Source organism: Sphingopyxis sp. LC81 (genome assembly GCF_000756375.1).
Lineage (GTDB): Bacteria > Pseudomonadota > Alphaproteobacteria > Sphingomonadales > Sphingomonadaceae > Sphingopyxis.
This window is the reverse complement of sequence record NZ_JNFD01000032.1, coordinates 1-25,559: the sequence shown is the minus strand read 5'-3', so window position 1 is coordinate 25,559 and position 25,559 is coordinate 1. Positions and strand designations below refer to the sequence as shown.

Sequence of the window (25,559 nt, the reverse complement as noted above, 5' to 3'; positions counted from 1 at the left end):
CTGGGGTCTGGCCCTAGGCGCCTGCCATCGCGAAACAGGCGGCGCGCCGCGGGTCGGTGACCGCCTTGGGCAGCGCATCGAAGGCTTCGGGATTGAAAAGCATGACTTCGTCGTTCAGCGCCATATCCGCAGCTTCACCGGTGCCGCGATCGGCATAGTGACGTTTTTCGAGGCGCGCGCGTATCGCCTCGAGCCGGCGCTGTTCCGGGCTGGCCAGCTCGGCGCGATCGGCGAGGATGTTGACGATTGCATAGCATTGCGCGGCGTTCGGCGAAGCGATCGGCGACAAGGCCCGGGCGGTGCCGCCCGACATATCGATGCTGTCGAAGAGCGCGCGGCAGCGGCCGATCTCCTGCGTCATCGCGGCCGAACGCTGCGCCGCGCTGCGCTCCTGATTTTCCCACGACATGGCTTCCAAGTCGGCGTTGTAGATCGCGCCCACCCCCGCTTCGGCATAGCCATTCTCGACCATGATCGCCTCGGTCAGCCGGGCCGCGAGCAGGTCGGCTTTCGCGGCGGTCAGGCCAAGGCCGTCCTTGCGAAGGCCGCTCCCGACGTCTTCGACCACCTGGTCGGCAAGCGTCACGCAGCGGACCTCGCGGCGGCGCGTACCGGGCAGCGCTTCGAGCCAGCCCGGCGCCTGCATCGCATAGCCGGCGGTTCCGGCGTCCTCGCCGGCTACCGCCGCGTCGGCGGCATCCGCTGCCACAGCCGCGGCATCGCCGCCAGCCATTCCCGCATCGAGCTCCGCCGCCGCCTGCACGAGGTCGCCGCCCGAAGGCGTAACGATCGCCAGCTGGCCGCACCGGTCCTCCTGCGCGAGGTCGGCGGCGGTATCGCCGAGCTTCGCCCGCGTCGTAGCGAGCGCCGCGGCATCGGCGGCGCCGAGTTTGCGCAGACGCGCGAGGAACAGGTCGGCGATCTCCCGCTGAAACCCAGCCTCGGGGCTGTCCTTGCCATTCGCCAGCGCTATGTCGTCGACCGATTGTTGCGCCGCCGCGGCGCAATAGCGCATCGCCGCCGGATCCTTCACCATGTCCGAATAGCTGCCCGTCAGCAGCATCGCCATCGCCCACCACATACGCGTCTCCCGCCCATGTTCTGCCCCGCGCGACCGGCGTCGAAGTTGGACAAGGGCAAGGGATTTGGCAAGCGCCATTGTCGGCATGACAGCACGCGGCTAAAGCAGCGCGCGTGACCGCGACATCCTCCCGCATCGCCGCTTTCGCCGACCGCTGGCCAAAGCTTGTCGCCCTCCTGCTCGGTGCCGTTTCGGCAACCGGCTTCGCCCCGCTCCACCTCTGGCCGCTGACCTTGCTCGCGCTTGCCGGCTGGATGACGCTGGTTGCGCGCAGCCCCAAGGGGTCGCGCGCGCTGGGTATCGGCTGGGCGTTCGGCGTCGGCCATTTCGTCGTCGGCCTGAACTGGATCGCGACCGCCTTCACCTATCAGGCTGCGATGCCCGCATGGCTGGGATGGATCGCGGTCGTGTTGCTGTCGCTTTATCTGGCCGTATATCCCGCGCTCGCCGCTTGGGGCGCGTGGAAAATGAAGCCCAAGGCAGATGCCCATTTTGCGGCGCCATCCTATCTGCTGGCCTTCGCCAGCCTTTGGGCGCTCACCGAATGGCTCCGCAGCTGGATTTTTACCGGCTTTGCATGGAACCCCCTGGGGGTGATTGCCGTCCCGCACATCGCCGCGCCCGCCCGCTGGATTGGCACATATGGCATGAGCGCGATCGTCTGCCTGCTCGCGGCGGTCCTGATACTGGCGTGGTTTCGCCGCCGTGTCGCCGCAGCCGCCCTATTCGGCAGCCTGCTCGCCATATGGGGCGTGGCATTCCTGTCGCAAACAAGTGGCAGCGCTAATGCAGCCGTTCGCTCCAAAGGTGCGCAGCGCATCCCCATCACCGTCGTCCAGCCCAACGTCGGGCAACAGGACAAATGGGAAGGCAGCAAGGCCGACCTCAATTTCGAAAAGCTCGCGCGGCTGACGACGCCGAAGGACGACACGCCGCGCCTGATCCTGTGGCCCGAGGCCGCGGTGCCCGACTATCTCGAAGCGGGCTATCCGGCGCCCTATTACGACCGCTCGCCCGTCGCGGCGCGCTTGCGGCTGACCCAGCTGATGAACGCGCAAGACCTGATGCTGCTCGGCGCGCTCAAGCTGGAACTCGACAAGGCGGGCGACGTCGTCGGCGCGCGCAACGCGGTGATGACGGTCCATGCCGACGGCACGCTCGGCCCGCGCTACGACAAGGCGCATCTTGTTCCTTATGGCGAATATCTGCCGATGCGCCCGATCCTGTCCGCCATCGGCCTGTCGCGGCTTGCGCCCGGCGACATCGATTTCTGGCCGGGCCCCGGCGCCCGCACGCTCGACCTCGGCGCCTTCGGCCGGGCGGGGCTGCAAATCTGCTACGAGATCATCTTCTCGGGCCAGGTCGTCGACCGCGCGCACCGCCCCGATTTCATCTTCAATCCGTCGAACGATGCCTGGTTCGGCAGCTGGGGTCCGCCGCAGCATCTGGCGCAGGCGCGGCTGCGCGCGATCGAGGAAGGATTGCCCGTCGTCCGCTCCACGCCGACGGGGATCAGCGCGGTGATCGACGCCGAAGGGCGCGTGCTCGAATCGCTGCCGATGCATCGGGCGGGACGAATCGATACCGTACTGCCATCTTCGCATGCGCCCACGCTCTTCGCGCGGTTCGGGAACGTGCTGCCGGTCGGATTTGCGTTGCTGCTGCTCGCGCTGGCCATTGCCTTTCGCCGGCGCGGACGCTAACAGCACCCTCACATAAAGCTTCCTTTATATCCGTTCATAGAAGGCTCTCCATGCGCAACAGCTTCCTCTTCACCTCCGAAAGCGTGTCCGAAGGACATCCCGACAAGGTGGCCGACCAGATCAGCGATTCGGTCGTCGACCTGTTTCTGTCGAAGGATCCCGAAGCCCGTATCGCGTGCGAGACGCTGACCACCACCCAGCTTGTCGTGCTGGCGGGTGAAATCCGCTGCAAGGGCGTGTTCGAGAATGACGAGTGGGCACCGGGCGCGCTCGAAGAGATCGAGGCCACCGTCCGCAACACCGTCCGCGAGATCGGATATGAGCAGGACGGCTTCCACTGGAAGACCTTCCGCTTCGAGAACAACCTCCACGCCCAGTCGGCGCATATCGCACAGGGCGTCGACGAGAGCGGCGACAAGGACGAAGGCGCCGGCGACCAGGGCATCATGTTCGGCTATGCGTCGGACGAGACCCCCGACCTGATGCCCGCGACGCTCGATTACAGCCACAAGATCCTCGAGCGCATGGCCGCCGACCGCAAGGCGGGCACCGCGCCCTTCCTCGAGCCCGACACCAAGAGCCAGGTCACGCTGCGCTACGCCAACGAACGCCCGGTCGAGGCGACCGCGATCGTCGTGTCGACCCAGCATGCGCCGGGCTATTATTTCCACAATGGCGAAGGCGATGAGGCGAAATACACCGAGCTGCGCAAATATGTGCTCGGCGTGATCGCCGACGTGCTGCCCGCCGAGCTGCTCACCGCGAACACCGTCTATCACATCAACCCGACCGGGCGTTTCGAGATCGGCGGACCCGACGGCGACGCCGGCGTGACCGGCCGCAAGATCATCGTCGACACCTATGGCGGCGCCAGCCCGCACGGCGGCGGCGCATTCAGCGGCAAGGACCCGACCAAGGTCGACCGCTCGGCGGCGTACATCACCCGCTATCTGGCGAAGAACATCGTCGCCGCGGGCCTCTCGCGCCGCTGCACGATCCAGCTCTCCTACGCGATCGGCGTCGCCGAACCGCTGTCGATCTATGTCGACCTGCACGGCACCGGCACCGTCGAGGAAGGCCGTATCGAAGCCGCGATCCCGCAACTCGTGCGCCTGACGCCGAAGGGCATCCGCACCCACCTCGGCCTCAACAAGCCGATCTACAAGCAGACCGCGGCGTACGGCCATTTCGGCCGCACCTCGGACGGCGACAGCTTCCCGTGGGAACGCACCGACCTGGTCGACAAGCTCAAGGCCGCGCTCGCCGCCTGACGCTCATTTGACGTCGCATTATGCCGGGTGGCGGGTTGCCGCCGCCCGGCCGCGCGGCTAGGGCGCGCGCCATGACTGCTTACAAACCCGGCGATCCGACGACGATCAACCGCCTCTATGGCCGTTCGAAGGGCAAACCCCTACGCGCGGGCCAGCAGGACCTGATCGACACATTGCTGCCGCAGATCGCGGTGCCCACCGAGGGCGAGGTCACCGCCGAAGCGCTGTTCGGTTACGATCGCCCGCTGCATTTCGAGATCGGCTTCGGCGGCGGCGAACATATGGCGGGGCGCGCCGACATGCTGCCCGACCATGGCTTCATCGGCGCCGAACCCTTTATCAACGGTGTCGCCCAGGCACTTGTCCATGTCGCGGGCGATCATGGCGCACGGCTCCCCATCGGCAACGTTCGCATCCATCATGGCGACGCGCTGGAAGTCCTGCGGCGCATTCCCGACGGCGCGCTCAGCTTCGCCTATCTGCTCCACCCCGATCCCTGGCCGAAGGCGCGCCATGCGAAGCGGCGGATGATGAACGACGGCCCGCTCGACCTGATCGCGGCGAAGCTGAAGCCCGGCGGCGAGTTCCGCTTTGGCACCGACCACCCCATTTATCTTCAGCACGCGCTGATGGTCATGCGCCGTCATCGCCACCAGTTCGAATGGCTGGCGCAGGATTCGCGGGATTTCCAAGTCCGCCCCGGCGGCTGGCCCGAGACACGCTACGAAGCCAAGGCGCGCGCGCACGGGCATGAGGTCTGGTATTTCCGCTACCGCCGCACCGACGCGAAATAGACGCAGGACATTGGCCCGCATAAAATAGGAGGCGGTTAAAGCTCGTCTTTGCCTATCGTGCCGCGGGCGCGATTTTGCAGCTGATCCGCGCGGCCTTCGCCTTCACCACAAACTGCCGGCCCGTGTCGCGTTCGATTGCGACAAAGGGCCGCCACGACGACGCCCCCGGCACCACGGCGACCACACGGACGCCGCCGCCTGCGCCGCGCAAGAGGACCGCGGACGGGCGTCGCTCGACCGCCACGACATCCTTGGGCCAATTCGCGCCGCTGCATCGTGCCTTTGTTGCGCTGGCCCCGCCCGTCCCGCGCAACGCCCGCAATATGGCGAGGCGTTCGGCGAACGCATCGGCGACGCAGGCGCGCCCGTCGGGCTGGAACGCACAGAGCGCGCGGCGCCGTACCCAGTCCGCCTGCGGCTCGATCCAGTCGGGATCGAGCCCCACGAACGACAGCCCCGCCAAAAGGCCGCCCATTTCCGCATTTGCCGCGCCGAGGTCGCGGTCGTCACAGATCATCGTGTCGATCGCATAGACGGGGCGCGCGCAATCGATCACCGGCTGATCGGGCGGGGGCGGCACGGGCGCGGGCGCTGCCTGCGCGGGCTGCATCGCCAGCAAGGCCAGCACGACGCCGGCGATGCGCGATGCACATGTCATTTTGCCGCTTCGCTAGCCAACACGGTCAGCTTGCCGCCGCTAGAGGCGGGCAGCACCGGTGCCTGCGTCACCAGCATCGTCGTCCCCGGCACGATCGCGCCCAGCACGGCCTTGCGAAAGGCCTCGGGCATTCGCGCCTTGTCCGCGACGCTCATGTCGAGCGGCCGCCCTTCGTCGCCTTCGTGGCCGGGAACCGCAACATAGGCCCAATGGGGCTCCGTTCCCGCGCCGCCGGCGACATAGGTCAGAACATGCGTTTCGAAGCTCTGGTCGGGCAGCGTGACCCGCGCGCGGCCGATTTCGATCCCGTTGCGCATCACGATCGCACGGCCGTCGCTGCGCGACAGGGTGATGGTCAGCGGCCCCGAGGGCGAGAGTTCGGGTTGCCAGCGATAGCTCTCGTCGGGGGCGAGCGGGACATGGGGTCCGCGGCTGCCCCCCTCCGGCTCGAGCACGCCCGCCGAGGCGCCGCCGACCAGCGCGCCCGCGCGGCCGCTGACAATGACCGTTCCGCCGAGCCGCGTCGTACCGAACAGCAGCTTCGAAAATTCGAGCGGCAGGTGGACGCAGCCATGGCTTTCGGGATAGCCCGGCAGGCCGCCGGCGTGGAGCGCGACGCCGTCCCAGGTCAGCCGCTCCTGATAGGGCATCGGGGCGTTGTTATATGTGCTCGAGCGGTGATGCGGGTCTTTCTGGAGGATCGTGAAGACCCCGGTCGGGGTTTCGTGCCCCGCCTTCCCGCTCGATACGGTCGTAACGCCGATCCGCACGCCGTTGCGATAGACCGTCGCGGTCTGGGCCGAGAGATCGACGGTCACGAGCACCGGTCCCTGCGGCGAAATTTCCGGCGCCCACACCCATTCGCCCGGTTTCAGCCGCTCGGCCTGCCGCGCCAGTTCGACGGGCGAACTCGCCCGGGCGCCCTGCGCAAGCGCGCTCGCGGGAAGAAGCAGCGACAAAGTGACGAAACCAAGGGGGACGAGATGCAATGCCAAGGATTTCCCTTTCAAACGCCAAGCAGGGCGAATCTCATAACCGAGTTCGGCATCGAAACCAGAGGCGAGGGCTCGATCCGCTCCAGATCATGACAAATGTCGATCGATATCGTGCCGAGGATCCGCGACGAGCAAAAAAGCTCCCGCGCTCGCCTGTGCCGGCATAGCCAAGCCCGTAATCATCTGTTAAATCTGAACAACAGCTCGCACAAATGAACGGGGGAACCGTCGATGAAGCAAGGTGCTGATACGGGGACGAGAAAAAGGGAACTGCGTCTCTTCCTCTTTATGACCGTGGTACTGTTTCCGGTACTCGCGGTGATCACCGTGGCTGCCTATGGCTTCCTTGTCTGGATGTGGCAGCTGCTGAACGGCCCGCCGGGAGTATGACCGGAACGGCGGCATTTTCGGCCGACCGTCGGGCGTTCCTGCGTGGGCGCCCCGCGGCGCCGCCTCCGCTGCGGCCACCCTGGGCCATCAGCGAGGCGCGCTTCGTCGACCTCTGCACCGGCTGCGACGATTGCGTCACCGCCTGCCCCGAACATGTGCTGGGTCGCGGCGAAGGGCGCTATCCGCTTTTCGACCCGCAGCAGGGCGAATGCCTGTTCTGCCGGAAATGCGTCGACGCCTGCGACACGGGCGCCCTCGACGGCGGGCTCGCCGGGCCATGGACGATCAAGGCGGGCATCGCCCCCGCCTGCCTCGCGCAAAATGGCGTGACCTGTTTCAGCTGCCGCGACGCGTGCGGCGAGGCGGCGATCCGCTTTCGTCCCGCCGTCGGCGGCGCGCTTCCCGAACTCGACCTCGCGCGCTGCACGGGCTGCGGCGCCTGCGTCGGGGTCTGCCCCGTCGCGGCGATCTCGCTGGCGATACCGGACCATGCACATGGATCGGAACATGCGCATGGATGACGAAGTCCATATCGCGAGCTTCATCGTCCACCACCGGCCCGACGCGCTCGCCTCGATCGAGCATCTTGTCGCGGCGACACCCGGCGCCGAGATCGCGGCGCGCGAGGCGGGCCGCGCGATCCTGCTCCACGAAGGCGGCGGGACGCGCGAACTGCTCGCCTGCATGGACGCGGTGCAGGCGCTCGCCGGGGTCGTTGGCGTCAGCCTTGTTTATCATCATGCCGAACCGCGCAGCGCGCTCGGCGACATCATCCAATCCAGCGCCGAACAGGGGAGCCGTTTATGACGACGCGCCGCGATTTCATCCGGGCCAGCGCGGTGGGGGCCGCGGCTTCGGCGGCGGGCATTTCGGTTCCCGCCAGCTTTGCCGAAACGGCGACGACCGCCGCACCCGCCGGCGTCAAATGGTCGAAGGCGCCGTGCCGTTTCTGCGGCACCGGTTGCGGGGTGCAGGTCGCGGTGGAGGACAATCGCGTCGTCGCGACGCACGGCGACGCCGATGCCGAGGTCAATCGCGGGCTCAACTGCGTGAAGGGCTATTTCCTTTCCAAGATCATGTACGGCAACGACCGGCTGACGACGCCGCTGCTGCGCAAGAAGGACGGGCAGTTCGCCAAGGACGGCGATTTCGAACCGGTGAGCTGGGACGAGGCGTTCGACGTGATGGCGGCGCAGTTCAAGCGCGTGCTGAAGGCGAAGGGCGGCACCGGGATCGGCATGGCGGGGTCGGGCCAGTGGACGGTCTGGGAAGGCTATGCCGCGAACAAGCTGATGAAGGCGGGGTTCCGGTCGAACCATATCGACCCCAATGCGCGGCACTGCATGGCATCGGCGGTCACCGGCTTCATGCGGACGTTCGGCATGGACGAGCCGATGGGCTGCTACGATGATTTCGAAGCCGCCGACGCCTTCGTGCTCTGGGGCTCGAACATGGCGGAGATGCACCCGATCCTGTGGACACGCGTCACCGACCGGCGGCTGTCGCACGATCATGTGAAGGTCGCGGTGCTTTCGACCTTCGAACATCGCAGCTTCGACCTCGCCGACATCCCGATCATCTTCAAGCCGCAGACCGACCTCGCGATCCTCAACTATATCGCGAACCACATCATCCAGACCGGGCGCGTCAACGAGGATTTCGTCCGTAAGCATGTCAGCTTCAAGCGCGGCAACGACGACATCGGCTATGGCCTCCGCCCCGACAATCCGCTCGAATTGAAGGCGAAGAATTCGAAGGATCCCACGGGCAGCACCCCGATCGACTTCGACGCGTTCAAGGCGTTCGTCGAGCCCTATACGCTCGACTATGCCGCCGAACTCAGCGGGGTCGAGAAGGGCTGGCTCAAGCACCTCGCCGAACTTTACGCCGACCCGAAGGTCAAGGTGATGTCGCTATGGACGATGGGGTTCAACCAGCACACGCGCGGCACCTGGGCCAATAATATGGTCTATAATATCCACCTTTTGACCGGAAAGATCGCGACCCCGGGCAACAGCCCCTTCTCGCTCACCGGCCAGCCGTCGGCGTGCGGCACCGCGCGCGAGGTCGGCACCTTTTCGCACCGCCTGCCCGCCGATTTGGTCGTCACCAATCCCGAGCACCGCAAGCATGCCGAGGAGATCTGGAAGCTCCCCGACGGGTTGATCGTCGACAAGGTCGGCTATCATATCGTCGAGCAGAACCGGATGCTGAAGGACGGCAAGCTCAACGCCTATTGGGTGATGGCGAACAACAATATGCAGGCGGCGGCGAACCTCGAGAATGAGGGCTATCCGGGCTATCGCAATCCCGACAATTTCATCGTCGTCTCCGACCCCTATCCGACCGTCACCGCGCAGGCCGCCGACCTGATCCTGCCAACCGCGATGTGGGTCGAAAAGGAGGGCGCATACGGCAATGCCGAGCGGCGCACGCAATTCTGGCACCAGCTCGTCAAGGCACCCGGCGAGGCGCGGTCGGACCTGTGGCAGCTGATGGAATTTTCCAAACGCTTCACCACCGACGAATGCTGGCCCGCCGACCTGCTCGCCGCCAATCCGGCGTATAAGGGCAAGACCTTGTTCGAGGTGCTGTACCGCAATGGCAAGGTCGACCGCTTCGCCGCCGGCGAGGTCGAGGCTGGCTATGCCAATGACGAGGCCGCAGCGTTCGGCTTCTATCCGCAAAAAGGCCTGTTCGAAGAATATGCCGAATTCGGCCGCGGTCACGGCCACGACCTCGCGCCTTTCGACGAATATCACAAGGCGCGCGGGCTGCGCTGGCCGGTCGTGAACGGCAAGGAGACGCGCTGGCGCTACAAGGAAGGCAGCGATCCCTATGTGAAGCCGGGGACCGATTGGCAATTTTACGGCAACAAGGACGGACGCGCGGTGATCTGGGCGCTGCCCTATGAACCGCCCGCCGAATCGCCCGACGCCGATTATGATCTGTGGCTCGCGACCGGGCGCGTGCTCGAACATTGGCATTCGGGGTCGATGACGATGCGCGTTCCCGAACTCTACAAGGCCTTCCCCTCGGCGGTCGTCTTTATGAACCCCGACGACGCCAAGGCGCGCGGACTGAAGCGCGGCGACGAGGTGAAGGTGATCTCGCGCCGCGGCGAGATGCGCAGCCGGGTCGAGACGCGCGGGCGCAACCGCGTGCCGTCGGGGCTGGTCTTCGTCCCCTGGTTCGACGCCGCACAGCTGATCAACAAGACGACGCTCGACGCGACCTGCCCGATTTCCAAGCAGACCGATTTCAAGAAATGCGCGGTCAAGGTGGTGATGGCATGATGGGGCTGCTCACGCGCGCGCTCTTGCCGCTGATCGTCGCCATGAGCCTCGCCGCGTGTGGATCGAAGCATGAGGAGACGCCGCGCAAGGCCCCCGATGCTCCGGTCGTCATCACCGCGGCGGGACAGATCGACGGGCTGCGCCGCGGCGTCCCGATCGACAAGGAAGCCTCGCCGCTGCCGATGGCGCGGGTCGAGAATTTCGACCGCATCCGCCCGGTGAATTACGAGATGCAGCCGCCGACGATCCCGCACGCGATCGACAATTACCAGCTTACGGTGAACACCAACCGTTGCATGCTCTGCCACACGCGGTCGGCCGCGAAAAAATTCCAGGCACCGCCGGTCAGCGACGCGCATTATCTGACGCGCGACGGCAAGGTCCTCGAGCAAATCTCGTCGCGCCGCTATTTCTGCGTTCAATGCCATGTCGTCCAGACCGATGCCGAACCCTTGGTCGGTAACCGGTACGAAGGCCTCAACACCACCCTCGCGAAGGAGGAAAAGCAATGATCTGGGGGCGGCTTCGCGCGATCTGGCTGCGCGTCTGGGGCTGGATCAAACCCTTCTGGACGACGGCGTGGCGGCCCAGCCTGCATTTCAGCATGGGATTCCTGACGCTCGGCGGCTTCATCGCCGGCATCATCTTCTGGGGCGGGTTCAACACCGCGATGGAGGCGACCAACACCGAGGCATTCTGCACCAGCTGCCACGAAATGAACGACAATGTGTTCGCCGAGCTGAAGACGACGATCCACTACAACAACCGCTCGGGCGTGCGCGCGGTCTGTTCGGACTGCCATGTCCCGCATAACTGGACCGACAAGATGGGCCGCAAGATGCAGGCGTCGAAGGAAGTCTGGGGCAAGATTTTCGGCTCGATCGAATCGCGCGAGAAGTTCCTCGACAAGAGGCTCGAACTTGCCAAGCATGAATGGGCGCGGCTGAAGGCGAATGACTCGCTCGAATGCCGCAACTGCCATCAATATGATTCGATGGACCTCACCCGCCAGTCGCCGCGCGCCGGACAGATCCACCAGCAATATCTGGGGACGGGCCAAAAGACCTGCATCGACTGCCACAAGGGCATCGCGCATCACCTGCCGAATATGAAGGGCATTCCCCAAGGCTGACGCCCGCGCGAACTAGTCGTCTGCTTCGCGCTTTTCGGCGTTCGCGCGCCGCAGACGATTCTCGCGCATCGCCAGTTCTTCGTACCGGCACAGCGGTATCGCGGCCTTCGCGGCCGAACGATCGGCGGGCGTTTCGCGGCGGGGTTTCTTGCCGGGCATGATGAAGGTCACCCTAAACCATGCGCCGCGCACAAACAAATGGGGCGGCCTCGTTATGAGTGCCGCCCCAGTTATGTGGATCCGTCGGGGAGAGGGAGAGGACGGGTCCGGAGATTGGTGTCAGTCTGTCTTAGCGCGACGCCATCTGGCTGTCGGTTTCGACTTCGGCGACGCCGGCGATCTTCAGCGCGGCGCGGAACTGCTTGGCGGCGGCGCGTTCGTTGCCCGCTTCGCACAGCTTCTTGCCGGTCGAAACAAAGCGCTTGGCGCTCGACTGCTTGGCACCTTCGACGCCGCCGGCGGCGACATGGGCCTGTTCGGCCAGACCGGCGCAGCGATAATCGCTAGCCGACTGGGCGTAAGCGGGGGTTGCGGTTGCCATCAGGCCGGTGAAGGCCAGCGCCGAAGCGGCGACGATTGCAAAAGCGGCGGGAAAGCGGCCATAAGAGGAGAGCTGATAGGCCATGGGAGAGGTTCCTTTCGTTTCTTTGTGCAACCTTTTTAGTCGCGGTTGCGCAGATAGATAATCCTCTATAATCTGCAAGTGCTTTGAAGCAGGATTTAACAATCCCCCAAGGGGCGCTCGACGGGATCGAAGCCTTCCTGCGTGTCGCGGAAAGGCGCAGCTTTTCCGCCGCCGCCGCCGACCTCGGCGTCTCGCCCTCCGCGATCAGCCAGACGGTGAAAGCACTCGAAGCGCGGGTCGGCGCGCCCTTGTTCATGCGCACGACGCGCAGCGTCGGCCTCACGCAGGCGGGCGAAATGTTCCTCGAACGCGCCGCGCCCGCCTATTCGGGGCTGGCCGATGCCTATGAAGCGGCACGCAATCTCGGCAACCGGCCCGCAGGGCGCCTCCGCATCAACCTGATGCGCGGCGCAGTCCAGCCCCTGTTCGAACCGATCATCGCGGGCTTTTGCGAAACCTATCCCGAGATCGAACTCGAAATCTTCGCCGAAGACGCGCTCGCCGACCTCAGCGCAGGCGGGTTCGACGCCGGGGGACGGATGGGCGAAGCGCTCGACGCCGACATGATCGCGGTCCGCCTGACCGGCTCCTTTCGCTTCGTCGTCGCCGCGGCGCCCGCCTATCTCGACAAATATGGCCGCCCCGAGACGCCGGAGGATTTGCGCGACCACCGCTGCGTCCGCTTCCGCCTTGCGAGCGGCGCGCTGATGCCGTGGACGTTCGAACGCGGCAACCGCGATTTCGATGTCGCGGTCACCGGCCCGATTATCGTCAACGACTGGATCGCCGCCTTGGTCGCGATGCGCGCCGGGATCGCGATGGGCATGATGGCCGAACCGATGGCCACCGCGATGGTCGAATCGGGCGCGCTCGAACTGGTGCTCACCGACCACGCCGCATCGACATCGGGCCTCTTCCTCTATTACCCCGGCCGCAAGCAGGTGATGCCCAAGCTGCGCGCTTTCATCGATTATGTGCGCGACAACCTGCCCGACGACCTGACCGGCTGACCCGGTTTGGCGCGGTTCGATCGGGCACGGAAACAAATCCCTTTGTCGCCAGCAGAAAATTTGGGCTGGCGCGCCGCGGCGAATCCCGGCAGCAGGTTGTCAATCAAAAGGGTTGGGATGACATATGACTGAACTTGCGGCTATCGACTTTACCGCGCTCCTGCCGTTCATCCTGATCGGTTTCGCGGCGCAGCTCGTCGACGGCGCGCTCGGCATGGCGTTCGGCGTCATCTGCAACACATTGCTCGTCGCCGTGCTGGGCGTCCCGCCCGCAACGGCATCGGCGCGTATCCATGTCGTCGAAATCTTCACGACCGGCGCGTCGGGGCTCAGCCATTTATTCCATCGCAACATCGACTGGCCGCTGTTCTTCCGGCTGCTGATCCCGGGCGTCATCGGCGGCGTCCTGGGCGCCTACGTCCTTTCGTCGCTTCACGCCGACGTCGTGAAGCCCTTCGTGCTTGGTTATCTGGTGCTGATCGGCATCTGGCTGCTCATTCGCGGCCTGCTTTATCCGCCCAAGATCGCAAAACCCAAGGTCGTAGCCCCCTTGGCGGTCGTCGGCGGCTTCCTCGACGCGGCGGGCGGCGGCGGCTGGGGGCCGGTTGTGACCTCGAACCTGCTCGTCCAGGGCGGCGAGCCGCGCAAGGTGATCGGCACCGTCAACAGCGTCGAATTCTTCCTCGCCGTTGCCGTGTCGATCGCGTTTATCGCGAACCTGGGAATCGAGGAAATCCTGGGGCCCACGCTGGGCCTCATCATCGGCGGCGTGGCGGCCGCTCCGCTCGGCGCGATGATGGCCAAGCGCTTCTCGCCCAAGGTCATGCTCATCATGGTCGGCGTCGTGCTGATCGCGACCAGCGCCTTTGGCCTCTATCGCGCGGTGATCTGATCTTTCCGGCGGGCACCGGACCCTAGTTCGCGGGCCGGGTCTCGTCGATCTTGTCGACCCATTCGGGATAGAAGCTCGGCTCGCGCGCCGACCAGCCGGGCGCGGTCGCGGCGGCTTCGCTGATCGACTGAAGCAGCAGCTTGCGCTTGTCGGGGTGCAGGTGCGGCAGCGACGCCGCGGCGCAAAAGGCACCGGGCAGCCACGGCCGCGCATGCGCGCCGAGCAGCCGTTCATAGAGGAATCGATAGGGGGCAAAGGCGTGCAACCGGTCCTGCCCGAGGTCGAACGCCGACACCGCGATCAGCGGCGCCATGAAATGTTCGAGCGCGTCGAGCCCGCTGTCGTCGGGAATATGCCCACGGATTTCGTGCAGCCGCTGATAGACGCGCGCCTGGACGCGGATCGCGGTTTCCTCGACCATGTCGCGCGACCAGCGCGCGATCGCATCGTCGCGTTCGAGCCCGATATCGAGCGAACGGCGGATGTAGCGCTGGGTCGATGCGGGAAAGCCCGCAAATTCCTTGATCTCGGAAAGGGACAGGTCGCCTGCGGCCGGTCCTGAACGCGTCGCCATGGTCATGCTCCCGCTCGGCGCCCGGGGAGCCATCCCCCCGGAGGCCTGCATCAAACAGTCTGCCACCAAAATGGTTAGTGGCGAGTTAACCATGATGTTAGCGATCGTTCAGGCAATTTGGGGGCGTTGCGCGATGCCGCGGCGAAGCCTAATCAGCGTGCCTTGAATCGATAAGACACACGAGAGCCACATGTCGCATACACCGCAGCCGGTCATTTCCTCCACCGGCCTTTTCACCCCCGCCGAACGCATCTCCAACGAAGAACTTGTCGCTAGTTTTAACCAGTATGTTGCGCTGCACAATAGGGAAAATGCAGCGGCCATCGCGGCCGGCGAAATCGACGAACTGGCTGAATCGAGTGTCGAATTTATCGAGAAGGCGAGCGGCATCGGGTCGCGCTTCGTCGTCGACAAGGCGGGCATTCTCGACCCCGAACATATGGCGCCGCGGATCGCCGAACGGAGCAACGACGAACTGTCGATCCTCGCCGAAATCGGCGTCCTCGCGGCAAAGGATGCGCTTGCGCGCGCCGGGCGCAATGCGACCGACGTCGATGCGGTGCTGTGCGCCGCGTCGAACATGCAGCGCCCCTATCCCGCGATGGCGGTCGAAATCCAGGACGCGCTCGACATCGACGGCTTCGGCTTCGACATGAATGTCGCCTGCTCGTCGGCGACCTTCGGCATCCAGACCGCCGCCGACTATATTCGCGCAGGGCACGCGAAGAGCGTGCTGGTCGTGAACCCCGAAATCTGCTCGGGCCACCTCAACTGGCGCGACCGCGACAGCCATTTCATCTTCGGCGACGTCGCGACCGCGATCCTCGTCGAGCAGAAGGACATTGCTCCGGAAGGGCATTGGGACATCCTCGGCACCAAGCTGAAGACGCAATTCTCGAACAACATCCGCAACAATTTCGGTTTCCTCAACCGCGGCCATGGCGGGATCGACCAGTCGGGACCGAAGAGCGACAAGCTGTTCGTCCAGGAAGGCCGCAAGGTCTTCAAGGAAGTCGTGCCATGGGTTGCCAATCTGATCGTCGAGCAGATGGAGGTGCTGAACCTAGAAGGCAGCGACATGCGCCGCCTGTGGCTGCACCAGGCGAACACCAATATGAACCGCCTGATCGCACAGCGCGTGCTGGGGCATGAGGCGAGCGACGATGAAAGCCCGACGGTTCTCGACACCTATGGCAACACCTCGAGCGCGGGGTCGATCATCGCCTTCCACCTCCATCACGCGGATATGACGGCGGGCGACACCGGGCTGATCTGCTCGTTCGGCGCGGGTTATTCGGCGGGAACGGTGTTCGTCCGAAAAACGTGATCGCTCAGGGCACGAAAGTCGTGAACAGGTAGATCGCGAACAGCATCAGGTGGATCACCCCCTGCAGCACGGTCGTGCGGCCGTTCGCGAGCGTCTGCACCGACACGATCAGCGACAGGAACAAGAGTACGGTCGACTTGGCGTCGAGCCCGAGGCTGATCGGCATATCGGTCATGATCGACAGGATCGCGACCGCCGGGATGGTGAGGCCGATCGTCGCGAGCGCCGAACCCAGCGCGAGATTGAGGCTGGTCTGGAGCCGGTCGGCCTTCGCCGCGCGCACCGCCGCGAGGCCTTCGGGCGCGAGGATCAGCGCCGCGATCAGCACACCGAGCACCGCGGGCGGCGCGCCCCAGTCGGCGAGCAGGGCGCCCATGATTGGCGACAGATTTTTCGCGAGCAGCACGACCGCGACGAGGCTGGCGAGCAGCAATGCGCCCGAAATCGCGGTGCGCTGGACGCTCGGCGGCGCGGCGTGCGCGTCGGGCTCGTCCTGCGCTTCGCCGTCGGGAAGGAAATAGTCCCGGTGCCGCACGGTCTGCACCAACGCGAAGGTGCCGTAGAGGATCAGCGACACCACCGCGACGAAACCAAGCTGCGTCGCCGAATAGAAGGGCCCCGGCACGCTCGACGTGAAATTGGGGAGGACGAGCGTCACGACGGTGAGCACCGTCAGCGTCGCGAGCGCGGCGCCGATTCCGGTGCGCTGGAAACGCTGTTCATGGTGGCGGATCGCGCCGCTCAGCAGGCACAGTCCCATCAGGAGGTTCAGGATCACCATCACCGCCGCGAACACCGTATCGCGCGCGAGCGACTGCGCCTTTTCGGGTTCGGCCTGCATCAGGGTCAGGATCAGCCCGACCTCGATCACCGTCACCGCGAGCGCGAGGATCAATGTGCCGAACGGTTCGCCGACGCGGTGCGCGATGACCTCGGCATGGTGGACCGCCGCGACGACCGCGCCCGCGAGAATGAACGCCACCACCCACGCATTGAGCGGCATCGCGAGGCTCGCCATCGCGGCAACAAAGCCGAGGACCGGAAAAATATCGTTGGTGCGGTCGGCGAGACGGAGTTTCGAGGTCATGGGGCTTTTATTACAGCCCCCTTCCCGCATGACTACCCCGCGCGCGGATTAATGTGCGCGCACGGGCAATCCGGCCTCGGCGAGCCGCGCATGCGCTTCGGCGATCGTCGCCTCGCCGAAGTGGAAGATGCTGGCCGCGAGGACCGCGCTCGCGCCGCCCTCGATCACGCCGGCGACGAGATGGTCGAGATTGCCGACACCACCCGAAGCGATCACCGGCACGCTGACCGCATCGGCAATCGCGCGCGTGAGCGTCAGATCATATCCGTCCTTGGTGCCATCGCGGTCCATCGAGGTGACGAGCAATTCGCCCGCGCCGAGTTCGGCAAGGCGGACGGCGTGTTCCAGCGCGTCGATGCCGGTCGGCTTGCGCCCGCCGTGGGTGAAGATTTCCCAGCGGCCGTCTTCGACGCGGCGCGCATCGATGCTGCCGACCGCGCATTGGCTGCCAAAACGGTCGGCGATGTCGGCGACGAGTTCGGGGCGCGCCACCGCCGCGCTGTTCACAGCGACCTTGTCGGCGCCCGCGAGCAGCAGCGCGCGCGCATCGTCGGCGCTACGCACCCCGCCGCCGACGGTGAGCGGCATGAAACAGACTTCGGCGGTGCGGCTGACCATGTCGAGCAAGGTGCCGCGCCCCTGATGGCTTGCGCTGATATCGAGGAAGCAAAGCTCGTCGGCGCCCGCGGCATCATAGGCGCGCGCGGCCTCGACCGGGTCGCCGGCATCGCGCAGATCGACGAAATTGACCCCCTTCACGACGCGCCCGTCGGCGACGTCGAGGCAGGGGATGACGCGGACGCGGACGGTCACCTGCTCCCCTCCCATTTATGGGAGGGGTTGGGGGAGGGCTTGTTTCGGGAGGGAAGCATTGTCGACATGCCCTCCCCTAGCCCCTCCCGCCAGCGGGAGGGGAATTTCCCGCCGCAATCGCTTCGGCCAGATCGAGCCGCCCGTCGTAGAGCGCGCGGCCGGTGATCACGCCCTCAATGCCGTCGGCGACATGCGGGCGCAGCGCGTGGATGTCGCCGATGTCCGCGACGCCGCCGCTCGCGATCACCGGAATGGCGACCGCCTGCGCGAGCGCGACGGTCGCCTCGACGTTGCAGCCCTTAAGCAGCCCGTCGCGGCCGACGTCGGTGAAGAGCAGCGCAGCAACGCCCGCATCCTCGAACCGGCGCGCCAGATCCTCGACGCGCACGTCCGAGACATCGGCCCAGCCCTCGGTCGCGACCATGCCATCGCGCGCATCGACGCCGACGACGATGCGGCCGGGCAGATCACGCGCCGCCGATTTGACGAATTCGGGGTCCTTCAGCGCCGCGGTGCCGATGATCACCCGCTCAACGCCGAGCGCGAGCCAGCGATCGACCCCGGCGCGGTCACGGATGCCGCCGCCGACCTGCACCTTGCCGGGGAAAGCCGCGATGATGCTCTCGACCGCCGCGCCGTTGACGCTGGCGCCCGCAAAGGCGCCGTCGAGATCGACGACATGCAGGTGCGACGCGCCCGCCCCCGCAAACAGCCGCGCCTGCGCCGCCGGATCGTCGCCATAGACGGTCGCGCGCGCCATATCGCCCTCGGCGAGCCGCACCACCTGTCCGCGCTTGAGGTCGATCGCGGGGAAGATGGTCAGGGCCGCCAATTGAGGAACCTTTCGAGCGTTGCGAGGCCATAGGCCTGGCTTTTTTCGGGATGATATTGAACGCCGACGATATTGTCTTTCGCCACCGCGGCGACGAAGGCTTCGCCATGGCTGCTGGTCGCGGCGACATCGACCGCGTCGGCGAAATGATAGCCGTGGAGATAATAGGCCTCGCCCGCGGCGATCACCGGATGCGCGAAGCTCGGAATCACGTCGTTCCAGCCCATGTGCGGGATGCGCAGCCCCGGCGCCGGATCGAACGCACGCACGGTGCCGCTGATCCAGCCGAGCCCTTCGTGCCGCCCATGCTCCTCGCCCGCGTCGGCGAGCAATTGCATGCCGACGCAGATGCCGAGGAAGGGCGCACCCTCGCCGCGCACGCGCCGCTCCATCGCGGCGACCAGCCCGTCGATCGCCGACAGTCCGTTCATGCAAGCGGCGAACGCCCCGACGCCGGGCAGCACGATGCGGTCGGCCTTCGCGACGACGTCGGGATCGGCAGTGACGGCAACATTGTCGGCGCCCGCCGCGACGAGCGCATTATGCACCGAGCGAAGATTGCCCGCGCCATAGTCGATCAGGGCAATGATACTCATCGGCTGGTCCTACAGGACGCCCTTCGTGCTGGGGATCGCATCGCCCTTGCGCGGGTCGATTTCCACCGCCTGGCGCAGCGCTCTGGCAAGAGCCTTATACATGCTTTCGGCGATGTGATGGTTGTTCTCGCCGTACAGCATCTCGATATGCAGCGTGATCCCCGCGGCCTGCGCGAAGCTGTGGAACCAGTGCGGGAACATCTCGGTGTCCATCTCGCCGAGCCGCGGCTGCGAGAAGGCCGATTTATAGACGCAGTGCGGCCGCCCCGAAATGTCGAGGACGCAGCGCGTCAGCGTCTCGTCCATCGGCGCGTGCGCCTCGCCGTAGCGGGCGATACCGCGCTTGTCGCCGAGCGCCTTGGCCACCGCTTCGCCGAGCGCGAGCGCCGAATCCTCGACGGTGTGGTGCTGGTCGATATGAAGGTCGCCCTTCACCTGCATCGAGATGTCGATCAGCGAATGGCGCGACAATTGCTCGACCATATGGTCGAGGAAACCGATGCCGGTGGACACCGAATATTCGCCCGTTCCGTCGAGATTGACGGCGATCGCGATATCCGTTTCCTTGGTCGTGCGCTGGACGGTGGCGGTACGCATGGCGCCCCCATAGCACCCACTTTTCACAGCGCAAGGCGACTCTCCCCTCTTGACCCCCGCGCGGCGCGCGTTCATCCCCTCGCCCCATGAGTGACGATGTACGCGACAGCCTGATTCCCTATGACGAAATCGTGCAGGACGCGCTGCGCGCCGTGGTCGGCCGCGTGCTCAGCCAGATCGTCGGTTATGACAGCCTGCCCGGCGAACATCATTTCTATATCACCTTCAAGACGCAGGCCGTCGGGGTCGATATTCCGGCGCATCTGATCGCCAAATTTCCCGACGAAATGACGATCGTGCTGCAAAACCGCTTCTGGGACCTGAAGGTCGAGGACGATCATTTCAGCGTCGGCCTGTCGTTCAACCAGACGCCGTCGATCCTGACCATCCCCTATGCCGCGATCACCGCTTTCGTCGATCCGTCGGTCGATTTCGGGCTGCAGTTCCAGGTCAGCGACGACGACGAAACCCAGCCCGAACCCCATGACGAAGCCGACAACGATCGCCCCGAGGTAACGACCGAGGATGGATCGAATGTCGTGACGGTGGATTTCGGCAAGAAGCGCTGACGCGATGGGCGGCCCTGCATGGCCTCCCAGCCGTTTCTGGCAATATTGGGCCCTCGCGGGCATGGTCGTGCTCACCGCCGCCTTCTGGTGGGGTGTCGAAGGCTATACCCTGGCGCAGGGCGATGCGCCGCGCGGACAGATTGCCGATGGCCTGCTGCGCTTTAGCGTATTGATCCTGACCCCCGCGCTCGTGCTCGCATGGCTCGCCGCTGCCTGGCTGCGCCGCCGCGTCGGCGAGGGCGGATATTGGCAGATGCTGGGCCTCGTCGCGATGATCTGGGCGGGGTCGGTGCTGGTAACGAGGATGCTGGTGGCATGAGCACGCGAATCGAAAGCGACAGTATCGGCGAGATCGAAGTTTCCGTCGACGCCTATTGGGGCGCGCAGACCGAACGCAGCCGCCACAATTTCGCATTCCCGGCGCACGAGCGCATGCCGATTCCGATCGTTCACGCGCTCGCACGGATCAAGGGTGCGGCGGCACGGGTCAATCGCAGCCACGGGCTCGACGCCGGTCTCGCCGACGCGATCGACGCCGCGGCCGAAGCCGTCGCCCAAGGCCGCCATGACGACCAGTTCCCGCTCGCGATCTGGCAGACGGGCAGCGGCACGCAATCGAACATGAATGCCAATGAAGTCATCGCGGGCATCGCCAACGAGGCGCTCGCCGGGACGCGCGGGGGCAAGTCGCCCGTCCATCCCAACGATCATGTCAACATGGGCCAGTCGTCGAACGACAGCTTCCCGACCGCGCTGCATGTCGCGGTCGCGATCGAGACGACCGCGCGGCTGCTGCCATCGCTGGTCGAACTGACCGGCGCGCTTGCGGCGAAGGCGGACGCGTGGGGCGACATCGTCAAGATCGGCCGCACCCATTTGCAGGATGCGACGCCGCTGACGCTGGGGCAGGAATTTTCGGGCTATGCCCAGCAGCTGATCGCGTGCCGTGCGCGGATCGAGGATGCGCTGGCGCACGATATCCGCAAGCTCGCGCAGGGCGGCACCGCGGTCGGCACCGGGCTCAACGCGCCCGCCGGCTTTGACGTCGCGATCGCCGCCGAGCTGTCGAAAAGCACCGGCATCGCGTTCGAACCCGCGCCGAACAAATTCGAGGCGCTGGGGTCGAACGACGGGCTTGTCTTCTTTTCCGGTGCGCTCAACACGCTCGCCGTCGCACTCACCAAGATCGCGAACGATATTCGCCTGCTCGGATCGGGCCCGCGCGCGGGGCTTGGCGAACTCGACCTGCCCGCGAACGAGCCCGGCAGCTCGATCATGCCGGGCAAGGTCAATCCGACGCAGTGCGAGATGCTGACGATGGTCGCGGCGCAGGTCATCGGCAACCATCAGGCGGTCACCGTCGGGGGCCTTCAGGGCCATCTCGAACTCAATGTGTTCAAGCCGCTGATCGGGTCGAATGTGCTGCGCTCGATCGAGCTGCTCGCGATCGGCATGGCGGGCTTCACCGAACATTGCGTCGTCGGGATCGAACCCAATCGCACGCGCATCGACGAGCTGATGAACCGCTCGCTGATGCTGGTTACTGCGCTCGCGCCCGAAATCGGCTATGACAAGGCCGCGAAGATCGCCAAGCACGCGCATGAAACGGGCAGCACGCTGAAGGAAGCGGCGCTGGGTCTCGGCTATGTCGATGCCGCGACGTTCGATCGGGTGGTCGACCCGCGCGCGATGCTCGGGCCCGAGGGCTGACGGGAACCCGCGGGGCCTTCCGGGGATTGATGAGGGGAAGGAGAGATGAAGATGATCGGTCGCATCGTAGGCGGCGTTCTCGGCAGCGCCATCGGACGCCAGAAAGGCAATCATCCCCTCGCGGGCGCGGTGATCGGCGCGGGCACGCTCTTCGCCGCGCGGCGCCTGTTCCCGCAGCGTTACGCCGTGCTCGCGGCGACCGTCGCGGCGGGCTATCTCACCAAGAAATGGGCCGAGCGCGCCGAGGCACGCAAGGCAGCGGCAGAGGCGCATGCGCTCGACCCCGAGCTCGCGAATGCGGGCGTGGTCGATATCTATGCCGGCACCGCCAAAATACCGACCGATGGGCAGACGATCGGCGATGCCCTGCCGCCCGCGATTCCGCTCGATGGAAACGGTCGCAGCAGTTCACTGCATTGAGCACGCTTTCTCCGGGTTAACCTGATCCTCACCATGACCCGCTATCGATGGGACATGGCCTTCAACCCGCCCGGCTTCCGGACTGTGATACTGCTCGCGCTTGGCTTCGGGCTGAAGACGCTGAGCAATGTCCTCGAACGCGCCGGCGATCTCGCCAGCGACCCGGGCACCCGCCTTTTTAACCATGTCTCGGCGCTCGCGGTACTGATCGCGGCTGCCGCCTGCTTTATATGGGCGCTGAAGCTGATGTTCTTCGACAAACCGCGCGAACGGAACCAGGCCGAAGCGACGCCCGAGGAGGCGCTGAAACATTCCGACATCTATCCCGACGAGGCGAACTTCGACCCCGATGCGGCGCTCGCCCGCTATATGACAAACCGGACCGGCGCCGATCTTGACGACTTGCCTGCGCCCAAGCCGGGACGTTTCGGCCGCAAGGGGCTGTAAGACCGGTCGTCAGCCGCCCGCCTGCCACTCCTTGATCGCCTCGACGGGCGATACGAGCATGAGGACGTTGAGCGTCAGATTGTCACGGATCGTCCATAGCGTGAACAGTTCGAAAGCGATCGCGATCGCCAGCGTTACCCACCAGCGCATTTTGCTCGCGGCGAGGAAGCCGAGCATCATGAACAGCGCGTCGCTGACCGAATTGAGGATCGAATCGCCCGAATAGCCATAGGCCATCGTCACCTCGCGATAGCGATCGATGATGATGGGCGAATTTTCGAGGATTTCCCACGCCGCCTCGATCCCGATCGCCAGCGCGAGCGCGACCCACAAAGGCTGGCGCGGGATCAGCCAGCGCGACAGGCCGAAGAAGATGAAGCCGTGGATGACATGGCTGAAGCTGTACCAGTCCGAAATCTGCTGGCTGTTCTGGTTCGACTGCACGACGCCGTGCCACAGGCTGACGGTGCCGCACGGGCAGATCGGCGGGCGCCCCATCGCAAAGAGGATGGCGGCGAAGATCGCGAGCAGCGCTGCGGCGACAAGCCAGCCTATGCGTGAAATTCCTGCCATGCCCCGCCCCCTTCGCGCTTGACCCGCGCTGCTGCTTTGGCGAATAGCGCCCATGGCTGAAAGCGTCCACCTGAACCGCCGCGGCGTGTTGTTCGTCCTCTCCTCGCCCTCGGGCGCGGGCAAGACCACCATTTCGCGCATGATGCTCGAGGCCGATAAGGATATCGCGCTGTCGATCTCCGCGACGACGCGCCCGCCGCGTCCCGGCGAAATCGACGGGGTCCATTATCATTTCGTCGATACCGATAGCTTCAAGAAAATGGCGGCCGACGGCGAGTTCCTCGAATGGGCGCACGTCTTCGGCCATCGTTACGGCACGCCGCGCGCGCCGGTCGAGGACATGCTCGCCGCGGGCAAGGATGTGCTGTTCGACATCGACTGGCAGGGCGCGCAGCAGCTTTATCAGGAGGCCGGCCCCGACGTCGTCCGCGTCTTTGTCCTGCCGCCGACGATGGAGGAGCTTGAACGGCGCCTGCGGTCGCGGAACACCGACAGCGACGAGGTGATCGCCGCGCGCATGGAGCGCGCCGCGAACGAGATCAGCCACTGGGACGGCTATGACTATGTCTTGATCAACGACAATGTCGAAGGCTGCTTCGACGAGGTCCGCGCGATCCTACGCGCCGAGCGGCTGAAGCGCCGCCGCCAGATCGGACTGATCGGCTTCGCGCGCGACCTGATCCGCTCGGTCCCCGACGCCGACAAGAATCTGTAATTTTCGCGTCCTCCCCCTTGATGGGGGAGGCAGCGATACTTGCCAGCTTGCTGGCTAGTCGCAGCGGTGGGGGTGCGGTTTCGGGCTGAAACGGCGGCGCCATGTCGCACCATCACCCTCATCCAACTGCGCCTAGCGCCTGTGGCGCAAGGCTCCGTATCCTTCTCCCATCGAGAGAGAAGGACATTAGACCGGCTTTACAAGGTTCGCTTCGAGCTCCGTGACCATTTCGGCGCGGAGCGGTTTCGCCTGCCCATCGGTGCGGCACACGACGACGGTGTCACACGTCGCGATCGCGCGGCCGTTCTGGAACATCGCCTGCACGATCGTCCAGCTCGAGGTGCCGAGCCGGCCGATGCCCGTCGCGATCTGCACCGGATCGGGAAAATTGCCCTCGGCGAGATAGTTGATCTCGACCGCGGCGACCATCGTGCGCTCGTTCGCGGGACGCTCGTCCCATGGACGAATTTGCCGGTTGAGCAACACCCGGCCGCTCTCGAACAGCGCGGCAAAGGCCACATTGTTGAGGTGGCCGTTGATGTCCATGTCCTGAAAACGCGTCTGCAATTCGATGCAGACGGGGTAGCTGGCGGTGTCGAGCCGCCAGCTTTCCGGTTTGGGCATGTCAGCGCGGCGCCATGCGGATGCCGCCGTCGAGGCGGACGTCCTCGCCATTGAAATAGCCATTCTCGATCATGCACATGGCGAGATTGGCATATTCGGCGGGGACACCGAGGCGCTTCGGGTTGAGCACCGAGGCGCCGAGCGCGTCGCGCACCGGTTGCGGCGCGCCCGCGAGCAGCGGGGTGTCGAAGATGCCCGGCAGGATCGTGTTGACGCGGATATTCTCGTTGCCGAGGTCGCGCGCGATGGGGAGCGTCATGCCGACAACGCCGCCCTTCGACGCCGAATAAGCCGCCTGCCCGATCTGGCCGTCCTCGGCCGCGACCGACGCGGTGTTGACGATCGCGCCGCGCTCGCCGTCTTCCATCGGGTCGAGGGTCAGCATGCCCGCCGCCGACTTGGCGATGCAGCGGAAGGTGCCGACGAGGTTGATCTGGATGATCCAGTTGAACGCATCGAGCGGGAAATGCTTGATGCTGCCGTCTTCCTTCGACCGGCTCGCGGTCTTGATCGCGTTGCCGGTGCCCGCGCAATTGACGAGGATGCGTTCCTGCCCATGCGCTTCGCGCGCCTTGGCGAAGGCGGCGTCGACCGACGCGTCATCGGTGACGTTGCACTCGCAGAAAATGCCGCCGAGTTCGGCCGCGATCGCAAGGCCCTTTTCTTCCTGCAGGTCGAAGATCGCAACCTTTACGCCCTTCGCGGCGAGTGCGCGCGCGGTGGCGGCGCCGAGGCCCGAGGCACCGCCGGTGACGACGGCGGATACGGTGGAATCGAGTTTCATGGGTTTCTCCTGAAAAAGCCCTCCCCTTCAGGGGAGGGTTTGGG

32 protein-coding genes are annotated in these 25,559 nt (G+C 65.6%); 18 read left to right on the top strand and 14 right to left on the bottom strand.

What is annotated here, in order from left to right; genetic code table 11:
• Positions 1–13: 13 nt before the first annotated feature.
• Entirely contained in the window at positions 14–1,081 is a 1,068-nt protein-coding gene (locus FG91_RS15565; protein ID WP_037516612.1) for a hypothetical protein, read from the bottom strand.
• Positions 1,082–1,194: 113 nt separating this feature from the next.
• On the opposite strand from FG91_RS15565, the gene lnt reads away from it, so the two are divergent.
• The 3 genes from lnt to trmB all read left to right on the top strand — a co-directional run bounded on the left by lnt (position 1,195) and on the right by trmB (position 4,849).
• Positions 1,195–2,784 carry an apolipoprotein N-acyltransferase gene (lnt, locus tag FG91_RS15560; RefSeq protein ID WP_081940631.1) on the top strand — a complete coding sequence of 530 codons (1,590 nt, stop codon included), beginning with the start codon at positions 1,195–1,197 and terminating at the stop codon, positions 2,782–2,784.
• A gap of 50 nt (positions 2,785–2,834) precedes the next feature.
• Entirely contained in the window at positions 2,835–4,055 is a 1,221-nt protein-coding gene (metK, locus tag FG91_RS15555) for a methionine adenosyltransferase (RefSeq protein WP_037516610.1), read from the top strand.
• 71 nt (positions 4,056–4,126) lie between these two features.
• Complete coding sequence (gene trmB, locus FG91_RS15550) at positions 4,127–4,849, top strand: tRNA (guanine(46)-N(7))-methyltransferase TrmB (RefSeq protein WP_037516608.1); 723 nt, start codon at positions 4,127–4,129, stop codon at positions 4,847–4,849.
• A 52-nt stretch (positions 4,850–4,901) separates the two neighbouring features.
• Here the strand turns inward: trmB and FG91_RS21085 are convergent, their stop codons facing one another.
• Both FG91_RS21085 and FG91_RS15540 read right to left on the bottom strand, forming a co-directional pair.
• Positions 4,902–5,507, bottom strand: a complete 606-nt coding sequence (locus tag FG91_RS21085) for a hypothetical protein (RefSeq protein ID WP_052187727.1) — start codon at positions 5,505–5,507, stop codon at positions 4,902–4,904.
• Positions 5,504–6,502 carry a L,D-transpeptidase gene (locus FG91_RS15540; protein ID WP_152568135.1) on the bottom strand — a complete coding sequence of 333 codons (999 nt, stop codon included), beginning with the start codon at positions 6,500–6,502 and terminating at the stop codon, positions 5,504–5,506. Before FG91_RS15540 ends, FG91_RS21085 begins: the two co-directional genes overlap by 4 nt.
• Positions 6,503–6,733: 231 nt before the next feature.
• Here FG91_RS15540 and napE point away from each other — a divergent pair, with 231 nt between their 5' ends.
• The 6 genes from napE to FG91_RS15515 are packed head-to-tail and all read left to right on the top strand — an operon-like array spanning position 6,734 to position 11,320.
• Positions 6,734–6,892: a periplasmic nitrate reductase, NapE protein gene (gene napE, locus FG91_RS22515; protein WP_081940630.1), complete on the top strand. Its 159-nt coding sequence runs from the start codon at positions 6,734–6,736 to the stop codon at positions 6,890–6,892.
• Positions 6,889–7,413: a ferredoxin-type protein NapF gene (napF, locus tag FG91_RS15535; protein ID WP_037516604.1), complete on the top strand. Its 525-nt coding sequence runs from the start codon at positions 6,889–6,891 to the stop codon at positions 7,411–7,413. The genes napE and napF overlap by 4 nt, the downstream gene beginning before the upstream one ends.
• Entirely contained in the window at positions 7,406–7,699 is a 294-nt protein-coding gene (locus FG91_RS15530; RefSeq protein ID WP_052187724.1) for a chaperone NapD, read from the top strand. The genes napF and FG91_RS15530 overlap by 8 nt, the downstream gene beginning before the upstream one ends.
• Positions 7,696–10,188: a periplasmic nitrate reductase subunit alpha gene (gene napA / locus FG91_RS15525; RefSeq protein ID WP_037516600.1), complete on the top strand. Its 2,493-nt coding sequence runs from the start codon at positions 7,696–7,698 to the stop codon at positions 10,186–10,188. The genes FG91_RS15530 and napA overlap by 4 nt, the downstream gene beginning before the upstream one ends.
• Positions 10,185–10,700, top strand: a complete 516-nt coding sequence (locus FG91_RS15520; RefSeq protein ID WP_200878475.1) for a nitrate reductase cytochrome c-type subunit — start codon at positions 10,185–10,187, stop codon at positions 10,698–10,700. Before napA ends, FG91_RS15520 begins: the two co-directional genes overlap by 4 nt.
• Positions 10,697–11,320 carry a NapC/NirT family cytochrome c gene (locus FG91_RS15515; protein WP_081940628.1) on the top strand — a complete coding sequence of 208 codons (624 nt, stop codon included), beginning with the start codon at positions 10,697–10,699 and terminating at the stop codon, positions 11,318–11,320. The genes FG91_RS15520 and FG91_RS15515 overlap by 4 nt, the downstream gene beginning before the upstream one ends.
• A gap of 12 nt (positions 11,321–11,332) precedes the next feature.
• On the opposite strand, the gene FG91_RS22075 is transcribed toward FG91_RS15515, so the two are convergent.
• On the bottom strand, positions 11,333–11,491 hold the full coding sequence (locus tag FG91_RS22075) for a hypothetical protein (protein WP_161785669.1): 159 nt from the start codon (positions 11,489–11,491) through the stop codon (positions 11,333–11,335).
• A gap of 118 nt (positions 11,492–11,609) precedes the next feature.
• Positions 11,610–11,945, bottom strand: a complete 336-nt coding sequence (locus FG91_RS15510; protein WP_037516596.1) for a hypothetical protein — start codon at positions 11,943–11,945, stop codon at positions 11,610–11,612.
• 83 nt (positions 11,946–12,028) lie between these two features.
• Here FG91_RS15510 and FG91_RS15505 point away from each other — a divergent pair, with 83 nt between their 5' ends.
• Positions 12,029–12,955, top strand: coding sequence for a LysR family transcriptional regulator (locus FG91_RS15505; RefSeq protein WP_037516594.1), 927 nt, complete (start codon positions 12,029–12,031; stop codon positions 12,953–12,955).
• 124 nt (positions 12,956–13,079) lie between these two features.
• Positions 13,080–13,847, top strand: a complete 768-nt coding sequence (locus FG91_RS15500) for a sulfite exporter TauE/SafE family protein (RefSeq protein ID WP_037516592.1) — start codon at positions 13,080–13,082, stop codon at positions 13,845–13,847.
• Positions 13,848–13,869: 22 nt separating this feature from the next.
• On the opposite strand, the gene FG91_RS15495 is transcribed toward FG91_RS15500, so the two are convergent.
• Entirely contained in the window at positions 13,870–14,421 is a 552-nt protein-coding gene (locus tag FG91_RS15495; RefSeq protein WP_037516711.1) for a hypothetical protein, read from the bottom strand.
• Positions 14,422–14,611: 190 nt separating this feature from the next.
• Here FG91_RS15495 and FG91_RS15490 point away from each other — a divergent pair, with 190 nt between their 5' ends.
• Complete coding sequence (locus tag FG91_RS15490) at positions 14,612–15,748, top strand: beta-ketoacyl-ACP synthase III (RefSeq protein ID WP_037516590.1); 1,137 nt, start codon at positions 14,612–14,614, stop codon at positions 15,746–15,748.
• 4 nt (positions 15,749–15,752) lie between these two features.
• Here the strand turns inward: FG91_RS15490 and FG91_RS15485 are convergent, their stop codons facing one another.
• From FG91_RS15485 to hisB, 5 genes are all read right to left on the bottom strand, one after another.
• A complete protein-coding gene (locus tag FG91_RS15485; protein ID WP_037516588.1) occupies positions 15,753–16,835 on the bottom strand; it encodes a calcium:proton antiporter in 1,083 nt (360 codons plus the stop codon).
• A gap of 48 nt (positions 16,836–16,883) precedes the next feature.
• Positions 16,884–17,648 (bottom strand): imidazole glycerol phosphate synthase subunit HisF, encoded by a 765-nt coding sequence (hisF, locus tag FG91_RS15480; protein WP_037516586.1) that lies wholly within the window; start codon positions 17,646–17,648, stop codon positions 16,884–16,886.
• 76 nt (positions 17,649–17,724) lie between these two features.
• A complete protein-coding gene (hisA, locus tag FG91_RS15475; RefSeq protein WP_037516584.1) occupies positions 17,725–18,480 on the bottom strand; it encodes a 1-(5-phosphoribosyl)-5-[(5-phosphoribosylamino)methylideneamino]imidazole-4-carboxamide isomerase in 756 nt (251 codons plus the stop codon).
• Positions 18,468–19,076 (bottom strand): imidazole glycerol phosphate synthase subunit HisH, encoded by a 609-nt coding sequence (gene hisH / locus FG91_RS15470; RefSeq protein WP_037516582.1) that lies wholly within the window; start codon positions 19,074–19,076, stop codon positions 18,468–18,470. Before hisH ends, hisA begins: the two co-directional genes overlap by 13 nt.
• 9 nt (positions 19,077–19,085) lie before the next feature.
• The gene (gene hisB, locus FG91_RS15465) at positions 19,086–19,673 is read right to left on the bottom strand and encodes an imidazoleglycerol-phosphate dehydratase HisB (protein ID WP_037516580.1); all 588 of its coding nucleotides are present in this window, start codon (positions 19,671–19,673) and stop codon (positions 19,086–19,088) included.
• A gap of 86 nt (positions 19,674–19,759) precedes the next feature.
• Between hisB and FG91_RS15460 the strand changes: the two genes are divergently transcribed.
• Genes FG91_RS15460 through FG91_RS15440 form a run of 5 tightly spaced genes read left to right on the top strand, consistent with a single transcriptional unit; the run spans position 19,760 to position 22,819 of the window.
• Complete coding sequence (locus tag FG91_RS15460) at positions 19,760–20,242, top strand: SspB family protein (RefSeq protein ID WP_037516578.1); 483 nt, start codon at positions 19,760–19,762, stop codon at positions 20,240–20,242.
• A gap of 4 nt (positions 20,243–20,246) precedes the next feature.
• The gene (locus FG91_RS15455; protein WP_037516576.1) at positions 20,247–20,561 is read left to right on the top strand and encodes a hypothetical protein; all 315 of its coding nucleotides are present in this window, start codon (positions 20,247–20,249) and stop codon (positions 20,559–20,561) included.
• Positions 20,558–21,952, top strand: a complete 1,395-nt coding sequence (gene fumC, locus FG91_RS15450) for a class II fumarate hydratase (RefSeq protein ID WP_037516574.1) — start codon at positions 20,558–20,560, stop codon at positions 21,950–21,952. The genes FG91_RS15455 and fumC overlap by 4 nt, the downstream gene beginning before the upstream one ends.
• Before the next feature lie 51 nt (positions 21,953–22,003).
• On the top strand, positions 22,004–22,372 hold the full coding sequence (locus FG91_RS15445; RefSeq protein ID WP_235212061.1) for a hypothetical protein: 369 nt from the start codon (positions 22,004–22,006) through the stop codon (positions 22,370–22,372).
• Positions 22,373–22,405: 33 nt separating this feature from the next.
• Positions 22,406–22,819: a hypothetical protein gene (locus FG91_RS15440; protein ID WP_152568134.1), complete on the top strand. Its 414-nt coding sequence runs from the start codon at positions 22,406–22,408 to the stop codon at positions 22,817–22,819.
• 9 nt (positions 22,820–22,828) lie between these two features.
• On the opposite strand, the gene FG91_RS15435 is transcribed toward FG91_RS15440, so the two are convergent.
• A complete protein-coding gene (locus FG91_RS15435; RefSeq protein WP_037516568.1) occupies positions 22,829–23,392 on the bottom strand; it encodes a DUF2585 domain-containing protein in 564 nt (187 codons plus the stop codon).
• A 52-nt stretch (positions 23,393–23,444) separates the two neighbouring features.
• Between FG91_RS15435 and gmk the strand changes: the two genes are divergently transcribed.
• Positions 23,445–24,107 carry a guanylate kinase gene (gmk, locus tag FG91_RS15430; protein WP_037516566.1) on the top strand — a complete coding sequence of 221 codons (663 nt, stop codon included), beginning with the start codon at positions 23,445–23,447 and terminating at the stop codon, positions 24,105–24,107.
• A 186-nt stretch (positions 24,108–24,293) separates the two neighbouring features.
• On the opposite strand, the gene FG91_RS15425 is transcribed toward gmk, so the two are convergent.
• Both FG91_RS15425 and FG91_RS15420 read right to left on the bottom strand, forming a co-directional pair.
• Positions 24,294–24,731, bottom strand: coding sequence for an acyl-CoA thioesterase (locus FG91_RS15425; RefSeq protein ID WP_037516564.1), 438 nt, complete (start codon positions 24,729–24,731; stop codon positions 24,294–24,296).
• A 1-nt stretch (position 24,732) separates the two neighbouring features.
• Entirely contained in the window at positions 24,733–25,515 is a 783-nt protein-coding gene (locus tag FG91_RS15420) for an SDR family NAD(P)-dependent oxidoreductase (RefSeq protein ID WP_037516562.1), read from the bottom strand.
• Between the last annotated feature and the right edge of the window lie 44 nt (positions 25,516–25,559).

What these genes read in the sequence shown, in the direction of transcription:
- napE (WP_081940630.1), top strand. Translation starts at nt 6,734, where the DNA reads ATGAAGCAAGGTGCTGATACGGGGACGAGAAAAAGGGAACTGCGTCTC.
- gmk (WP_037516566.1), top strand. Translation starts at nt 23,445, where the DNA reads ATGGCTGAAAGCGTCCACCTGAACCGCCGCGGCGTGTTGTTCGTCCTC.
- FG91_RS21085 (WP_052187727.1), bottom strand. Translation starts at nt 5,507, where the DNA reads ATGACATGTGCATCGCGCATCGCCGGCGTCGTGCTGGCCTTGCTGGCG.
- FG91_RS15510 (WP_037516596.1), bottom strand. Translation starts at nt 11,945, where the DNA reads ATGGCCTATCAGCTCTCCTCTTATGGCCGCTTTCCCGCCGCTTTTGCA.
- fumC (WP_037516574.1), top strand. Translation starts at nt 20,558, where the DNA reads ATGAGCACGCGAATCGAAAGCGACAGTATCGGCGAGATCGAAGTTTCC.
- trmB (WP_037516608.1), top strand. Translation starts at nt 4,127, where the DNA reads ATGACTGCTTACAAACCCGGCGATCCGACGACGATCAACCGCCTCTAT.
- FG91_RS15485 (WP_037516588.1), bottom strand. Translation starts at nt 16,835, where the DNA reads ATGACCTCGAAACTCCGTCTCGCCGACCGCACCAACGATATTTTTCCG.
- FG91_RS15530 (WP_052187724.1), top strand. Translation starts at nt 7,406, where the DNA reads ATGGATGACGAAGTCCATATCGCGAGCTTCATCGTCCACCACCGGCCC.
- napF (WP_037516604.1), top strand. Translation starts at nt 6,889, where the DNA reads ATGACCGGAACGGCGGCATTTTCGGCCGACCGTCGGGCGTTCCTGCGT.
- FG91_RS15500 (WP_037516592.1), top strand. Translation starts at nt 13,080, where the DNA reads ATGACTGAACTTGCGGCTATCGACTTTACCGCGCTCCTGCCGTTCATC.
- FG91_RS15565 (WP_037516612.1), bottom strand. Translation starts at nt 1,081, where the DNA reads ATGTGGTGGGCGATGGCGATGCTGCTGACGGGCAGCTATTCGGACATG.
- FG91_RS15425 (WP_037516564.1), bottom strand. Translation starts at nt 24,731, where the DNA reads ATGCCCAAACCGGAAAGCTGGCGGCTCGACACCGCCAGCTACCCCGTC.
- FG91_RS15515 (WP_081940628.1), top strand. Translation starts at nt 10,697, where the DNA reads ATGATCTGGGGGCGGCTTCGCGCGATCTGGCTGCGCGTCTGGGGCTGG.
- FG91_RS15520 (WP_200878475.1), top strand. Translation starts at nt 10,185, where the DNA reads ATGATGGGGCTGCTCACGCGCGCGCTCTTGCCGCTGATCGTCGCCATG.
- FG91_RS15495 (WP_037516711.1), bottom strand. Translation starts at nt 14,421, where the DNA reads ATGGCGACGCGTTCAGGACCGGCCGCAGGCGACCTGTCCCTTTCCGAG.
- FG91_RS15440 (WP_152568134.1), top strand. Translation starts at nt 22,406, where the DNA reads ATGACCCGCTATCGATGGGACATGGCCTTCAACCCGCCCGGCTTCCGG.
- FG91_RS15420 (WP_037516562.1), bottom strand. Translation starts at nt 25,515, where the DNA reads ATGAAACTCGATTCCACCGTATCCGCCGTCGTCACCGGCGGTGCCTCG.
- napA (WP_037516600.1), top strand. Translation starts at nt 7,696, where the DNA reads ATGACGACGCGCCGCGATTTCATCCGGGCCAGCGCGGTGGGGGCCGCG.
- FG91_RS15435 (WP_037516568.1), bottom strand. Translation starts at nt 23,392, where the DNA reads ATGGCAGGAATTTCACGCATAGGCTGGCTTGTCGCCGCAGCGCTGCTC.
- FG91_RS15445 (WP_235212061.1), top strand. Translation starts at nt 22,004, where the DNA reads ATGATCGGTCGCATCGTAGGCGGCGTTCTCGGCAGCGCCATCGGACGC.
- FG91_RS15490 (WP_037516590.1), top strand. Translation starts at nt 14,612, where the DNA reads ATGTCGCATACACCGCAGCCGGTCATTTCCTCCACCGGCCTTTTCACC.
- hisB (WP_037516580.1), bottom strand. Translation starts at nt 19,673, where the DNA reads ATGCGTACCGCCACCGTCCAGCGCACGACCAAGGAAACGGATATCGCG.
- FG91_RS15460 (WP_037516578.1), top strand. Translation starts at nt 19,760, where the DNA reads ATGAGTGACGATGTACGCGACAGCCTGATTCCCTATGACGAAATCGTG.
- FG91_RS15455 (WP_037516576.1), top strand. Translation starts at nt 20,247, where the DNA reads ATGGGCGGCCCTGCATGGCCTCCCAGCCGTTTCTGGCAATATTGGGCC.
- metK (WP_037516610.1), top strand. Translation starts at nt 2,835, where the DNA reads ATGCGCAACAGCTTCCTCTTCACCTCCGAAAGCGTGTCCGAAGGACAT.
- hisH (WP_037516582.1), bottom strand. Translation starts at nt 19,076, where the DNA reads ATGAGTATCATTGCCCTGATCGACTATGGCGCGGGCAATCTTCGCTCG.